This window comes from Streptomyces diastatochromogenes (genome assembly GCF_002242805.1).
Classification (GTDB): domain Bacteria; phylum Actinomycetota; class Actinomycetes; order Streptomycetales; family Streptomycetaceae; genus Streptomyces; species Streptomyces diastatochromogenes.
In genome coordinates this window covers 84,759-98,517 of record NZ_MCGQ01000008.1, presented here as the reverse complement: position 1 = coordinate 98,517, position 13,759 = coordinate 84,759, and the positions used below count along the sequence as shown (strand labels likewise).

At 71.5% G+C, this 13,759-nt stretch carries 12 protein-coding genes; 9 read left to right on the top strand and 3 right to left on the bottom strand.

Features of this window, described 5'->3' with window-relative positions:
- Positions 1 to 85 precede the first annotated feature (85 nt).
- From BEK98_RS08725 to BEK98_RS08690, 8 genes are all read left to right on the top strand, one after another.
- Positions 86 to 985 carry an alpha/beta hydrolase gene (locus tag BEK98_RS08725; protein WP_094215836.1) on the top strand — a complete coding sequence of 300 codons (900 nt, stop codon included), beginning with the start codon at positions 86 to 88 and terminating at the stop codon, positions 983 to 985.
- Positions 986 to 1,480: 495 nt separating this feature from the next.
- Positions 1,481 to 2,239, top strand: a complete 759-nt coding sequence (locus BEK98_RS08720) for an alpha/beta hydrolase (protein ID WP_425276597.1) — start codon at positions 1,481 to 1,483, stop codon at positions 2,237 to 2,239.
- Positions 2,232 to 3,446, top strand: a complete 1,215-nt coding sequence (locus tag BEK98_RS08715; protein WP_094215834.1) for an acyltransferase family protein — start codon at positions 2,232 to 2,234, stop codon at positions 3,444 to 3,446. Before BEK98_RS08720 ends, BEK98_RS08715 begins: the two co-directional genes overlap by 8 nt.
- A gap of 199 nt (positions 3,447 to 3,645) precedes the next feature.
- Positions 3,646 to 5,046 carry a sensor histidine kinase gene (locus tag BEK98_RS08710; protein ID WP_244201796.1) on the top strand — a complete coding sequence of 467 codons (1,401 nt, stop codon included), beginning with the start codon at positions 3,646 to 3,648 and terminating at the stop codon, positions 5,044 to 5,046.
- Positions 5,043 to 5,723, top strand: a complete 681-nt coding sequence (locus BEK98_RS08705; protein ID WP_094215832.1) for a response regulator — start codon at positions 5,043 to 5,045, stop codon at positions 5,721 to 5,723. The genes BEK98_RS08710 and BEK98_RS08705 overlap by 4 nt, the downstream gene beginning before the upstream one ends.
- Positions 5,724 to 5,878: 155 nt before the next feature.
- Positions 5,879 to 7,234 (top strand): sensor histidine kinase, encoded by a 1,356-nt coding sequence (locus tag BEK98_RS08700; protein ID WP_094215831.1) that lies wholly within the window; start codon positions 5,879 to 5,881, stop codon positions 7,232 to 7,234.
- A complete protein-coding gene (locus tag BEK98_RS08695) occupies positions 7,231 to 7,896 on the top strand; it encodes a response regulator (protein WP_094215830.1) in 666 nt (221 codons plus the stop codon). The genes BEK98_RS08700 and BEK98_RS08695 overlap by 4 nt, the downstream gene beginning before the upstream one ends.
- A 97-nt stretch (positions 7,897 to 7,993) precedes the next feature.
- Positions 7,994 to 9,199 (top strand): cytochrome P450, encoded by a 1,206-nt coding sequence (locus BEK98_RS08690; protein WP_094215829.1) that lies wholly within the window; start codon positions 7,994 to 7,996, stop codon positions 9,197 to 9,199.
- Positions 9,200 to 9,220: 21 nt separating this feature from the next.
- Here BEK98_RS08690 and BEK98_RS08685 read toward each other — a convergent pair whose 3' ends face one another.
- Both BEK98_RS08685 and BEK98_RS08680 read right to left on the bottom strand, forming a co-directional pair.
- Complete coding sequence (locus tag BEK98_RS08685) at positions 9,221 to 10,789, bottom strand: ABC transporter permease (RefSeq protein WP_094215828.1); 1,569 nt, start codon at positions 10,787 to 10,789, stop codon at positions 9,221 to 9,223.
- Positions 10,786 to 11,688 (bottom strand): ABC transporter ATP-binding protein, encoded by a 903-nt coding sequence (locus BEK98_RS08680; protein ID WP_094215827.1) that lies wholly within the window; start codon positions 11,686 to 11,688, stop codon positions 10,786 to 10,788. Before BEK98_RS08680 ends, BEK98_RS08685 begins: the two co-directional genes overlap by 4 nt.
- 74 nt (positions 11,689 to 11,762) lie before the next feature.
- Between BEK98_RS08680 and BEK98_RS08675 the strand changes: the two genes are divergently transcribed.
- Positions 11,763 to 12,251: a GbsR/MarR family transcriptional regulator gene (locus BEK98_RS08675; protein WP_094215826.1), complete on the top strand. Its 489-nt coding sequence runs from the start codon at positions 11,763 to 11,765 to the stop codon at positions 12,249 to 12,251.
- On the opposite strand, the gene BEK98_RS08670 is transcribed toward BEK98_RS08675, so the two are convergent.
- On the bottom strand, positions 12,248 to 13,756 hold the full coding sequence (locus BEK98_RS08670) for an APC family permease (protein ID WP_094215825.1): 1,509 nt from the start codon (positions 13,754 to 13,756) through the stop codon (positions 12,248 to 12,250). The two genes, BEK98_RS08675 and BEK98_RS08670, sit on opposite strands and share 4 nt — an antisense overlap.
- Positions 13,757 to 13,759: the final 3 nt, after the last annotated feature.

Here is a 13,759-nt window from a genome sequence, read left to right as displayed (position 1 = left end):
CCGGCCTGATACCGTCCCCGCCAACGGTCGACGAAGAGTCGCCACCCGGTCCGCCAAACCCGTTCTGTCACTGAGAGGTTGGAGCATGCCGGACGACGCCGCAGCAGCCCGCGCCGCCGCCGAAGAGGAGTCGGCCTTCTCGCACCCCCCGGTCGACCCCGACGTCACCGCCGCCTACGGCGACCACCCCGACCAGGTGATCGACTTCTACGCCCCCCGGACCGATGCGACCCAGGCCCCCCTGGTCGTCGTCCTGCACGGCGGGGCCTGGCGCGCCCCCTACGACCGCCGCCACGTCACCCCCTTCGCGGACTACCTGGCCCGTAAGGGCTTCGCCGTGGCCAATGTGGAGTACCGGCGAGGCGGCGACCCCCAGATCCGGGCCCAGAACACCGGATCCGGCACCGGGGCGTCGACCCCGCTGGCCGGCCGCTGGCCCGACACCTTCGACGACGTAGCCGCCGCCCTGGACGCCCTCCCCGCCCTGGTCCGCGAGGCGCTTCCGCAGGCCGACCCCCGCCGCATGGTCCTCACCGGCCACTCGGCGGGCGGTCACCTCGCCCTGTGGGGAGCGGCCCGCCACGTCCTGCCCGCCGACGCCCCCTGGCGCACGGGCGGCCCGGCCCTGCTGCGCGGCGTGGTCGCCCTCGCCCCGATCGCGGACTTCGCGATGGCGGAGAAACTGGACGTCTGCGGTAACGCGGCCCTCCAACTCCTCGGCGGCCAGGACGGGTTCGCCGAGCGCCGGCCGTACGCCGACCCCGCCCTCCTCCTCCCGACGGGCATCGCGACGACCCTGGTCCAGGGCCGTGCGGACCTGGACGTACCGCAGGCGGTGGCCGAGTCCTACGCGGACGCGGCGGCGAAGGCGGGCGAGGTGGTGGGCCTGACGCTGCTGGAGGACGTGGGCCACTTCCCGCTGATCGACCCGGCGGCGGACGCGTGCGCGGTGGTGGCGGAGGAGATCGCCCAACTGGCGTGGTAGCCCTCTGACCCCGACCCGGTCATACCCGTAGTACCTGAGAGCTACATCCCAGAACAGCTCCCTGGCGGGACGCCGACGACACCCCCCGGTTCCTAACTTCCTCCTCAGACAAGCCCGATGGCCGGGCTCTCTGAGAGGAACCGAACCATGGGGCAGTCACCGACGGCGCTTTCGTTCCATCCCGACAACCCGCAGCCGCCGACGGCGCTTCCGCCCCACGAGGGCCACCCGCACCCGACGACGAAAGCTGCACGGGTGGTGCGGGTGGGAACCCAAACCCGGCCGAAGGCCGGGTGCCCACCCACGCACCCGCACCCAAAAACGCACCGCACGTGGCGCCAGGGCCTCCTCATAGCCGCAACCGTCGCAGCCCTGACCGCAGCCGCCCACCCTCAGATCCCGGCACCCGCCCCCGCCACCCTCCCCACTCCCACCGCAGCCAACCTCCAGGCGATCTACAAGGCGAACCGAGAAAACGCCACCCACGCAGCCCACATGGCCGCCACCCACGGCGACAACCACCGCGCCACAGCCGACCGCACCCTCGCCACCCGCAACCTCCTCACCTTCGACGGCAGAGGCCCGGGCCAGGCCACAGAAGTCCTCGGCGACCCCACCCACGCGGACCACATCGCCGTCCTGGTCCCCGGCTCCGACACCTCCCTGGACACCTACGCCCGCTTCCACCGAACCGCGGCGGCCCTCTACAAGGCGGCGCACCGCACCAACCCCCGCACAGCGGTCATCGCCTGGCTCGGCTACAAAACCCCCGCCACGGTCAGCACCACAGTCACCACCACCACCCGAGCCGACCAAGCGGCCCCCCAACTGCGCGCCTTCATACGACAGTTGCGCGGAATCACCCCCACCCCCACCACCCACATCACCCTCCTCTGCCACTCCTACGGCTCAGTCGTCTGCGCCCGATCCGCCCCCACCCTCCCCGTGGACGACATCGTCCTGCTCGGCAGCCCCGGCACAGCCGCGGACACCGTCGCAGCCCTGCACACCCCCACCCGAGTCTGGGCGGCCCGCGGCAGCAAGGACTGGGTGGCCCACGTACCCCACATCCGCGCCGACCTGCTCCTCGCCACCGTCGGCTTCGGCACCGACCCCGTCTCGCACGCCTTCGGTGCCCGGGTCTTCGACGCGGCCGACGCCGACCACAGCGGCTACTTCACCCCGGGCTCGGTCTCCCTCGCCAACCTGGCCCGCATCACCCTCGGCGAGACCTCGGAGGTGACCCATGGCTGAGCCGACCCCGCGCGCTCCGCGCCGCGCGCTGCACGCGATCCGTCAGGGCGCCCACCGCGTGGACGCCGCCACCCCCGCCTCCCGGGACCGCGCGGTCGACGCCCTGCGCGCCTTCGCGATCCTCGGTGTGGTCCTCGGCCACTGGCTGGTCACGGCACTGGTCGCGCAGGACGGCGGCCTGCACACGGCGAGCCCGCTGCAGCGCATGCCGTGGCTGGCCCCGATCTCCTGGATCTTCCAGACCCTGGCGGTGTTCTTCCTGGTGGGCGGTCACGTGGCGACCCGCAGCCTGGCCTCGGCACAGGCCCGCGGCACGACGTACCCCCACTGGCTCCGCGCCCGGCTCACCCGCCTCCTGCGCCCGGTTGCAGCCCTACTGGCCCTCTGGACGGTGGCCGCAGTGAGTCTCCTCCTCACCGGCGCCCCTCTCGCCACCATCCACACCCTCCTCAAACTCGCCCTGTCCCCCTTGTGGTTCCTCCTGGTCTTCGCGGCCCTGACCGCCGCGACCCCCCTCCTCACGCGCCTCAACCCCCTCTGGCCGCTGGCCGTCGTCCTGCACGTGGACGTCCTGCGCTTCGGCCTGCACATGGGCCCGTCCTGGCTCGGCTGGGTGAACCTGGCGGCGGGCTGGCTGGTCCCGTACACCCTGGGCGCGGCCTGGACCCGAGGCGAACTGGACACCCGCCGAGCGGCCTGGGTCCTGCTCATATCCGGTACGACGGCAACGGCGGCCCTGATCATCTGGGCGGGCTACCCGGCCTCCATGGTCGGAGTCCCGGGCACGACCATCTCCAACCTCAACCCCCCGACCCTGGCGGCCGTGACGTTCGGCCTGGCCCAGTGCGGCCTGGCGCTGCTCCTCAGAGACCGCCTGCACCGAGCGATGACCCGCCCCCTCGTCTGGTCGGCGACAACCCTGACCAACCTCTCGGCAATGACGATCTTCCTCTGGCACCAGACGGCCCTGATGGCCACGACGGCAACCGCCCTCCTGGCCGGCCGCCTCCCCGGCCTGCACACCCGCCCCGACTCCCTGAGCTGGGTAGCGGCCCGCCTCGCCTACCTCCCCCTCTTCGCCCTGACCCTGACCCTCTTCTGGCTGGCCTTCCGCCACCACGAACAGGGCCCCCGCCGCCCCCGCAACCGCCCGTCCCGCCTGGTCCACCACCATTCCCCCCAAGCGAAGACCCCACACAATGCCTAAAGTTGCCCAAGTGACACCCGCGGCCGCCGACGACGCGCACGCCCCACAGGGCCCAAAGACACCCAACGACGAAAGCCGCACACCCCACCCACGTGCCGCACCCGCCGACGGCGAATCCGCCCCACAAGGGCCACCCGCACCCGACCACGAAAGCGGTACGGGTGGTGCGGGTGGGAACCCAGACCCGGCCGAAGGCCAGGTGCCCACCCACACACCCGCACCCGACACACCCCGCAAATCCCCCCTCCGCACCTGGCTGGGAGAAACCCCCTCCCCCCACTCACCCCCGTTCTCGAAATACCGCTGGCTCCGCCTCCTCACCTACCTCCTCACCGCCTACACAGCCCTCGGCATCGCCCTGGCCGGAAGCGACGAACTCCACACCTCCTACGGCCTCACCACAGCCGTAGCCCTCCTCACCGGCGCCCTCCAGGCCACCGCCATCGTCCTCGCCCTCTGGCGCCCCACCCCCGCCTGGACCCTGTCCCTGACCGCCGCCGCCCTCACCGCCCTCCTGGCCCGCCCCCACCTGGGGACGGTCTCGACCCCCGGCCCCGACTGGCCCTGGACCACGCCCACGCTGCTCGCCCACATGGCCGTGCTCCTCCTCCTGGCCCTGCGCGTCCGTATACGCCTCACCCTCGCCGCCCTGGCCGTGACGACCCTGACGACCTACGTCCTGCAAGGCGTGATCGGTGCCCAGCGCTACTCCTCGACCGGCGTCATAGCGGTAGCCCTCTTCGCCGTCACCGTCCTCGTCGGCACCGCCCTGCGCAGCCGCAGCGAGGCCCGCACCCAGCTGATCGAGCAGACGACGATCACCGCGGAGGAACGCGCCCGCCGCACCCTGCTGGAGGAGCGCAGCCGTATCGCCCGCGAGCTGCACGACGTGGTCGCCCACCACATGTCGGTGATCTCCATCCAGGCCCAGGTCGCCCCCCACCTGGTGGAGAACCCCCCGGAGGAGCTGAAGGAGAACCTCGCCGGGATCCGCAACAACGCCCTGGAGGCCCTCACCGAACTACGCCGCGTCCTCGGCGTCCTGCGCTCGGAGTCCCCCGACAACCCCGGTAACCCCGACGCGACCGAGGGCCCGCAGCCGAACCTCGCCCGCCTGGCCGCCCTGATCGAGAACACCAGGGCGGCCGGCCTGGACGTCGTCACCCGCCTCTGCGGCGAGACCCGCACCTACCCGCCGGGTGTGGAGCTGTCGGCGTACCGGATCGTCCAGGAGGCGCTGAGCAACGCCCTGCGGCACGCCCCGGGTTCAAGCGTCCGGGTGGAGGTCAGCCATCAGTCCGACGGCATATTGCTGTGCGTGACCAATTCCCGTCCCCGCCGCCCGGTCCAGCCCTCCCCGGGCTCCGGCCACGGCCTGCTGGGCATGCGGGAGCGCGCGGCGATGCTCGGCGGGCACCTCAGCGCGATCCCGAACCTGCACGGCGGCTTCACGGTGACGGCGTTCCTCCCCAAGACGGGCACCCCACGTCAGCCCCGGCCCCTGCGCCCGGACTTTCCCCGCCCCGACATCTACTTCCCGCCCCTGCCCGACGACGACCCGCACCACCCCCAGCCCCCGACAGGAGAACCGACCCCATGACGAGCGGCGCCGGCACCATCCGCGTACTCATCGCCGACGACCAGGAGATGGTCCGGCAGGGCTTCACCGTGCTGCTCAACACCAAGCCCGACATCGATGTGATCGGACAGGCGGTGCACGGCCGCGACGCGATCGCCAAGACCGCCGAACTGACCCCGGACGTGGTCCTGATGGACATCCGGATGCCCGAACTCGGCGGCATCGAGGCGACCCGCCGCATCACCGCCGACCACCCCGGCACCAAGGTCCTGGTGCTCACCACCTTCGACCTGGACGAGCACGTGTACGACGCGCTGCGCGCCGGAGCCTCCGGGTTCCTGCTCAAGGACGCCTCCGCCGACCAGCTCGCCGATGCGGTGAGAGTGGTGGCGGCCGGGGACGCGTTGCTCGCCCCGGGCATCACCCGCCGTCTGATCGCCGAGTTCTCGCGTATGGACGGCCCTCCCCGGGCCCCGCTCAAACAGCGCGTGGGCGAGCTGACGGAGCGCGAGACGGAGGTGCTCGCACTGATCGCGCAGGGCCTGACGAACGCCGAGATCGCCGAGCACCTGGTCGTCGCCGAGCAGACCGTGAAGACCCACGTGGGCCGCATCCTGGTGAAGCTGGGCCTGCGCGACCGCACCCAGGCGGCGATCTTCGCCTACGAGTCCGGTCTGGTCCGCCCCGGCGGGCACTGACCCCGTCCCGCCCGGCTCCCTGGGTCCGGCACCCTGAGGACTGCCCCACCCCTAGGTACTGTCCCGCCCCCTACTTGTAGTACCTGAGAAGGATCCCCAAGGACCCCCCTCCGAGGGGACGACCGCTACCCCGCCCGGGCCCTACCGTTTTCCACGTGACCGACACGACGCACACGCAGCCGACACCGCAGGGCGGAGCCGCGAGGCCGCGCAGCCCCGAGTTCCGGCTCGCCGCGGATGCCCTGCGCGGGCTGCGGCAGGACCTGTTCCACGACGCCTTCGCCTACCGCCCGCTGCCCCGCAGGGACGCCGACGGCCGGCTCGCCCGCCGCGGCGGCCGGATGAAGGAGTACGCGGACTGGGCACCGCACACGGTCGTGGCGGTCCTCGGCGCGATGGCGGCGTTCCTCGCCGTGGGGAGCACGGACGACTCCGGGCTGCTGCCGCTGGTGTGCGGGCTGCTGGCCCTGGGGCCGGTCCTGCTGACCCTGGCGCGTCCGGTGGGAGCGTTCTGGTCCTCCCTCGCCGCGACCACGGTCACCGCCGTCATAGCCGGCGGCAACTGGGGCGACTGGCCGTGGACGCCAGGCAGCTTCCTGTCCCACCTGGTGGTGCTCACGGTGGTCGCGCTGCGCACCCGCCCGCGCACGGCGGCCTGGATGTGGGTGCTGACCGCGGCCTACGGCTTCGTGCTCCAGAGCAGTTTCGGCTGGCGCCACTACGACACCAACATCGGCCCGATGCTGGTCCTCTCCGCGCTGATCCTGCTGGTCGTCACCGTCCGGCAGATACGCAGGGAGGCCCAGCAGGAGGTGACCGCCCAGCAGACGGTGACCGCGGTGGAGCGTTCGCGGCGCACGCTGCTGGAGGAGCGCACAACCATCGCCCGAGAGCTGCACGACGTGGTCGCCCACCACATGTCGGTGGTCGCCATCCAGGCGGAGGCCGCGCCCTACCGGGTGGAGAACCCCCCGCCGGAGCTGGAGAAGGCGTTCGCCACCATCCGGGAGAACGCGGTGGCGGCCCTGACCGAGCTGCGCCGGGTCCTGGGAGTGGTCCGCGCGGAGGACTACGAGGCGCCGGACGCCCCGCAGCCCACCCTCGCCGACCTGGACGGGCTGCTGGCCAATGTGCGGGAGGCCGGGCTCGAGGTGGAGAAGGCGGTGACCGGTGCGGTGCGCGAACTGCCGCAGGGCGTGGAGCTGTCGGCGTACCGGATTGTGCAGGAGGCGCTGAGCAACACGCTGCGGCACGCCCCGGAGGCGGGCGCGCGGGTCGAGATCGGGTATGTGCTCGGTGGCCTGGGCCTGCGCATAGTCAACGGCCCGCCGCCCGCCTCGGCCCTGCTGAAGCCCTCGCCGGGCGCCGGGCACGGCATCACGGGGATGCGGGAGCGGGTCTCGATGCTGAACGGGGAGATGACGACGGGCCCGACGGCCGACGGAGGGTACGAGGTGACGGTGTTCCTGCCGGTGCCGGCGGCCGACACCGCGATCGAGGGTGAGGCATGACGATCCGCGTACTGATCGCGGACGACCAGATGATGGTGCGCGAGGGCTTCTCGGTCCTGCTGAACGCGATGCCGGACATCGAGGTCGTCGGCGAGGCCGTCAACGGCCGCCAGGCGGTCGAGCGGGTGCGGGAGCTGGCGCCGGACGTGGTGCTGATGGACATCCGTATGCCGGAGCTGAACGGCATCGAGGCGACGAGGGAGATCGTCGCGGCGGACGACACGGCGAAGGTGCTGGTGCTGACCACGTTCGACCTGGACGAGTACGTGTACCAGGCGCTGCGCGCGGGAGCCTCCGGCTTCCTCCTGAAGGACGCCTCGGCCCGCCAACTGGCCGACGGCGTAAGGGTGGTGGCCTCCGGTGAAGCGCTGCTCGCCCCCTCGGTCACCAAGCGGCTGATCACGGAGTTCTCCCGGCTGTCGGAGGCGCCGCGCATGATGCCCTCGGCGCAGGCGGCGTACGGGGAGCTGACGGAGCGGGAGACGGAGGTGCTGGTCCTGATCGCGCAGGGCCTGTCGAACGCGGAGATCGCCGAGCGGCTGGTGGTGGCGGAGTCGACGATCAAGACCCATGTGAGCCGGATCCTGGTGAAGCTGGGGCTCAGGGACCGTACCCAGGCGGCTGTGTTCGCGTACGAGGCGCGGCTGGTGACACCTGGGTAGGCGGGCGACGTCAAGAACGGCGAGGTCAACGCCGCCACCCCGTGAGCCGCTGAGACACCCCTGGTCAGGAGGGGGATCGTCGGTCTAACGTCCGTGCATGGCAGCCTTCGATCCCTGGGACCCGTACTTCCTGGCCGACCCGTACCCCGCGTACGCCGAGCTGCGCGCCAAGGGCCGGGTGCACTACTACGAGCCCACGAATCAGTGGCTGGTCCCGCGGCACGCCGACGTCTCGGCGCTGCTGCGGGACCGGCGCCTCGGCCGCACGTACCAGCACCGGTTCACGCACGAGGACTTCGGGCGTACCGCACCCCCGGCGGCGCACGAGCCGTTCCACACGCTCAACGACCACGGGATGCTCGACCTGGAGCCGCCGGACCACACCCGGATCCGCCGGCTGGTGTCGAAGGCGTTCACACCGCGTACGGTCGAGCAGCTCAAGCCGTACGTGGCGAAGCTCGCCGGCGAGCTGGTGGACCGGCTGGTCGCGGCGGGCGGAGGCGATCTGCTCACGGACGTGGCCGAGCCGCTGCCGGTCGCCGTCATCGCCGAGATGCTGGGCATCCCGGAGTCGGACCGGGCCCCGCTGCGGCCCTGGTCGGCGGACATCTGCGGGATGTACGAGCTGAACCCGTCGCAGGAGACGGCGGCGAAGGCGGTGCGGGCCTCCGTCGAGTTCTCGGACTACCTGCGCGAACTGATCGCCCAGCGCCGCAAGGAGCCGGGCGACGACCTGATCTCCGGGCTCATCGCCGCCCACGACGAGGGCGACCGGCTGACCGAGCAGGAGATGATCTCCACGGCCGTCCTGCTGCTGAACGCCGGGCATGAGGCGACCGTCAACGCCACCGTGAACGGCTGGTGGTCCCTGTTCCGCAACCCGGACCAGCTGGCGGCCCTCCGCGCCGACCACTCCCTCGTCCCCTCGGCCATCGAGGAGCTGATGCGCTACGACACCCCGCTCCAGCTCTTCGAACGCTGGGTCCTGGACGAGATCGAGATCGACGGCACGACGATCCCCAGCGGCGCGGAGATCGCCATGCTCTTCGGCTCCGCCAACCATGACCCGGAGGTCTTCCAGGCCCCCGACCAGCTCGACCTCACCCGCAAGGACAACCCCCACATCTCGTTCAGCGCGGGCATCCACTACTGCATCGGCGCGCCTCTGGCCCGCATCGAGCTGGCGGCCTCGATGACGGCACTGCTGGAGAAGGCCCCGACCCTGGCCCTCGCGACAGACCCGGAGCGGAAGCCGAACTTTGTGATCCGGGGCCTGGAGGGGCTGGACGTGCGGATCGCCTGACGCCCGGCCCGGCGGTGGGGCTCACGTGGTCAGGTCGCGCCTGCGCAGCCCCGCCAGCCCGCCGGTCACCAGCAGCACCGCAAGGGCCAGGAGGGCGCACACCGGCCCCCACTCCATCGCCCCACCCGGCAGCTTGGGCAGATGGCCGAAGGGGGAGAGGTCCAGGACGATCCGGGGGGCGTTCAGGGCGGGGCCGATCCAGCCGAGCAGCAGGACCGCCACCGCGATGCCCCAGGCGGCCGGTGCCAGTCGGGGTGCGAGCCCGTACAGGAGCAGGGTCACTCCGCCGATCACCCAGACCGCGGTGACCTGGAGGAGGCACGCGCCCAGCACCGGGCCGATCTGCCTCCCGTAGCCGGCCGCGAAGCCCAGGCCCGCCAGGAGCATGATCAGGGCCGAGCCGCCGAAGGCGATCGTCAGGTGGCTCGCGGCCCAGCGGAGGCGGCTCACCGCGCAGGCCAGCACCGGTTCGGCGCGGCCCGAGGTCTCCTCGCCGTGCAGGCGTAGTACCGAGGCCACGATGTACAGGGACGCGATCAGGCCGAGCATGTCCACCATCGAGGCCAGGAACGCGTCCGTGAGGCCGTTCCGGCCGCCCATCCGCTCGAAGATCTGCCGTGCGTTGTCGTTGTCGCGGACCAGGTCGGCCGCGCCGTCGGTCAGCCCGCCGTACACCACTCCGGCGAGGAAGAAGCCGATCGACCAGCCGAGCACGCTGCCCCTTTGGAGCCGCCAGGCCAGCGCGCCCACGGTGGCGAGACGCCCGGTGGGCGGTCCCGGGCGGGTGGGCAGGAAGCTCATGCCGAGGTCACGGCGGCCCGCCAGCTCGTAGGCGACCACGGCCTGTACGGCCACCGCCGCCGCGAAGAGCGCCAGTACCCACCAGCGTTCGTGTGCGAAGGAGCGCTGGTTCTCCAGCCAGCCCAGCGGGGACAGCCAGGTCAGGGCGGACGAGCCGTCGTTCGTCGTCGAGTCGCCCGCCGCGCGGAGGACGAAGGCCGCGCCGAGGACCGCCGCCGTCAGGCCCCGGGCCAGGCGGGCGCTCTCCGTCAGCTGGGCGACGATCGCCGCCATCGTGGCGAAGACCATGCCGACCCCGGCGAGGCCGAGCCCGAAGGACAGCGCGCCCGGGGCTCCTTGCCCGGCCAGACCGGCCGTGATGAGCAGCGCGAGTACGGCGTTGGCCACGGCCGCCGCCAGCAGAGCCGCCGTGAGGGAGGCCCGGCGGCCCACCATCCCGGACGCCACCAGCTCCTGGCGGCCGCTCTCCTCCTCGTCCCGGGTGTGCCGTACGACGATCAGCAGGCTCATCGCGGCCGCGAGCGCGGCGGCGTACACCCCCACGCGCCACGCCGTCAGCGCGCCGAGCGAGGTGTCGAAGACCGGGCCGATCAATGCGCGGAAGGAGGCGTTGGTCTGCAACTGGCTCACCAGGTCGGCGCGTTCGGCGGCCGTGCCGTAGAGGGTCCGCAGGGTGTTCGGCATGGAGAGGACCATCAGCGCGTTCACCGCGAGCCACACCGGGATCAGCACCCGGTCGCGGCGCAGCGAGAAACGCAGCAGCACTCCCGTGCCCGTGAACGTCGTCATCGCGCCGCCGCCTCGTCGAGATCCTGGTAGTGGCGCAGGAACAGCTCCTCCAGCGTCGGCGGGGTCGAGGTCAGGGAGCGTACGCCCGACTCGCTCAACTGGCGCAGGACCGCGTCCAGTTGGTCGGTGTCCACCTGGAGGCGGACCCGGTGGCCCCGCACGTCCAGGTCGTGGACGCCAGGCAGGTTCGCCAACCCGTTGGGCGGGCCCGCGAGTTCGGCGCTCACGCTCGTCCTCGTCAGGTGGCGCAGGTCGGCGAGCGAGCCGGTCTCCACGGTCCGGCCCTTGCGGATGATGCTGACCCGGTCGCAGAGTTCCTCGACCTCGCTGAGGATGTGCGAGGAGAGCAGGATCGTGCGGCCCCGCTCCCGCTCCTCCGTCACGCAGCGCTGGAAGACCTCCTCCATCAGCGGGTCCAGGCCCGAGGTCGGCTCGTCCAGGATCAGCAGGTCCACGTCCGAGGCGAAGGCGGCGACCAGGGCGACCTTCTGCCGGTTGCCCTTGGAGTAGGTGCGGCCCTTCTTGGTGGGGTCCAGCTCGAAGCGGTCGATCAGGTCCGCGCGGCGCCCCGCGTTCAACCCGCCGCGCAGCCGGCCGTAGAGGTCGATGACCTCGCCGCCCGACAGGTTCCGCCACAGCGTCACGTCGCCGGGGACGTAGGCGATCCGGCGGTGTGCCTCCACCGCGTCCGTCCACGGGTCGCGGCCCAGCACCTGTGCCGCGCCCGAGTCCGCGCGCAGCAGGCCGAGCAGGACACGGATGGTGGTCGACTTGCCGGCGCCGTTGGGGCCGAGGAAGCCGTGGACCTCGCCGGTCTCGACGTCGAGGTCGAGGCCGTCGAGCGCGTGGGTACGGCCGAAGGACTTGTGGAGTCCGGAGACCGTGATGGCCTTGGTCATGTTTCCGAACGTACGCTTCTTTCAGAAATTTGTGAAGTTAAGGAAGTGCGTGAACCCCGGATAGGGTGAGGGGCATGACGGAGTCGAGTACTGAGCGGGACCCGGAGTCGGTCTCGAGGTTCGTGGAGCACTTCGCGGCACAACTGGTCGAGGCCGGGATGCCGCGCATGCCCTCCCGGGTCTTCGGCGCGCTGCTCGCCTCCGACACCGGCACCCTGACCTCGGCCGAGCTGGGCGAACAGCTGAGGATCAGCCCCGCGGCCGTCTCCGGTGCCGTGCGCTACCTCGCCCAGGTGCACATGGTGTCCCGCGAGCGGGAGCCGGGCTCCCGCCGGGAGCGGTACCGGGTGCACAGCGACCAGTGGTACGAGGCGCTCACCAACCGCGAGGCGATCATCAAGCGCTGGGAGGACGCCCTCAGAGACGGCGTGGCCAGCCTGGGCGCCGACACACCGGCCGGGCGCAGGCTGGCCGAGACGCTCGCCTTCTTCGAGTTCATCGAGCGGGACGTCGCCGAGATGATGGAACGCTGGCGGGCGTACCGCGAGGAGAGGTTCGGCTAACGTTCCTTCGTCTCCTCCAGCACCGTCCGCCCCAGCAGCGCGTACCGCTCCGGCGAGCGCCGCTTGAGGTACTGCGCGTAGCCGATGCCGCCCGCCGCGATCAGTGCGACCAGCCACGGCGTCGCCTTCAGGACCAGTGAGCCGGACTCCGAGCCGGCCGCCACGCCCATGTTGGACACCAGCAGCACGACCACCGCGAGCATCGCGATGCCGCCGAGCAGCGGGGCGGCGGAGGTCTTGAACCAGTGCCTGCTCTCGGGGTGGTTCTTGCGGAAGTAGACCAGCACCGCGAACGAGCACACGGCCTGGACGACGAGGATCGCCATGGTGCCGAGGATGGCGAGCAGGACGTACGTGCCGTTGTACGGGTCCTTGCCCGCGGCCCAGAACGCGCCCACCAGCAGCCCGCTCACCACCGTCTGCACCAGGCCCGCGATGTGCGGGGAGCCGTGCCGGGGGTGGGTGCGGCCGACGGTGTTCTTCAGGGACGGCAGGACGCCCTCGCGGCCCAGGGCGTACATGTAGCGGGCGGCGCAGTTGTGGAAGGCCATGCCGCAGGCCAGTGAGCCGGTGATCATCAGCCACTGCATGACGTCGACCGCCCAGTGGCCGACGTAGCGCTCGGTGGGGTTGAAGAAGAGGCCCATCGGGTCCTTGGTCGCCACCTGCACGGCGCTGTTCATGCCGGTGCCCGAGATGGCCATCCAGGAGACGAAGACGTAGAAGACGCCGACGCCCAGGACGCTGATCATCGTCGCCTTGGGGATGATCTTCTTCGGGTCACGGGACTCCTCGCCGTACATCGCCGTCGACTCGAAGCCGACCCAGGACCAGAAGGCGAAGAAGAGCCCGAGCCCGGCGGACGTGCCCTTGAAGGCGTTCACGGGGTTGACCGGCGCGAAGGTGAAGCCGTGCGGTCCGCCGCCGTGGAAGGCGACCGAGACGGCCATCGCGGCCAGCACGGTCACCTCGGTCGCCAGCAGCACCACCAGCAGCTTCTCGGCGACGCTCACCCCGAACCAGGTGCCGGTGGCGTTGATCGCCAGCATCAGGATCGCGAAGGCCCACCACGGGATGTCGAGCCCCGTCTGGTCCTTGAGGGTGGTCGTGGCGAAGGTGGAGAAGATGCCGATCAGCGCGGGCTCGAAGACGACGTACGCGAAGGTCGCGAGCAGTCCCGAGGCGAGGCCGACAGTGCGGCCGAGGCCGTAGGAGATGAAGCCGTAGAAGGCGCCGGTGGACGTGATGTGCTTCGCCATCGACGTGAAACCCACGGAAAAGATTGCCAGTACGACCATTGCCACGAGATAGCTAGCGGGCGCCCCGATGCCGTTCCCGGAGGACACCATGAAGGGCACGTTGCCGGTCATCGCGGTGATCGGCGCGGCCGTGGCGACGGCCATGAACACCACGCCGAGCAAGCCGACGGCGTTGGGTTTCAGCCGATGAACCGTGCCGTCGTCGTCCGTCTTCGCCGCCGGGGCGACGCCCTCGTCCACTGCCATCGG

Excerpts from the sequence above, each read along its gene's own strand:
- BEK98_RS08725 (WP_094215836.1), top strand. The coding sequence starts at position 86 with ATGCCGGACGACGCCGCAGCAGCCCGCGCCGCCGCCGAAGAGGAGTCG.
- BEK98_RS08720 (WP_425276597.1), top strand. The coding sequence starts at position 1,481 with ATGGCCGCCACCCACGGCGACAACCACCGCGCCACAGCCGACCGCACC.
- BEK98_RS08715 (WP_094215834.1), top strand. The coding sequence starts at position 2,232 with ATGGCTGAGCCGACCCCGCGCGCTCCGCGCCGCGCGCTGCACGCGATC.
- BEK98_RS08705 (WP_094215832.1), top strand. The coding sequence starts at position 5,043 with ATGACGAGCGGCGCCGGCACCATCCGCGTACTCATCGCCGACGACCAG.
- BEK98_RS08695 (WP_094215830.1), top strand. The coding sequence starts at position 7,231 with ATGACGATCCGCGTACTGATCGCGGACGACCAGATGATGGTGCGCGAG.
- BEK98_RS08690 (WP_094215829.1), top strand. The coding sequence starts at position 7,994 with ATGGCAGCCTTCGATCCCTGGGACCCGTACTTCCTGGCCGACCCGTAC.
- BEK98_RS08685 (WP_094215828.1), bottom strand. The coding sequence starts at position 10,789 with ATGACGACGTTCACGGGCACGGGAGTGCTGCTGCGTTTCTCGCTGCGC.
- BEK98_RS08680 (WP_094215827.1), bottom strand. The coding sequence starts at position 11,688 with ATGACCAAGGCCATCACGGTCTCCGGACTCCACAAGTCCTTCGGCCGT.
- BEK98_RS08675 (WP_094215826.1), top strand. The coding sequence starts at position 11,763 with ATGACGGAGTCGAGTACTGAGCGGGACCCGGAGTCGGTCTCGAGGTTC.
- BEK98_RS08670 (WP_094215825.1), bottom strand. The coding sequence starts at position 13,756 with ATGGCAGTGGACGAGGGCGTCGCCCCGGCGGCGAAGACGGACGACGAC.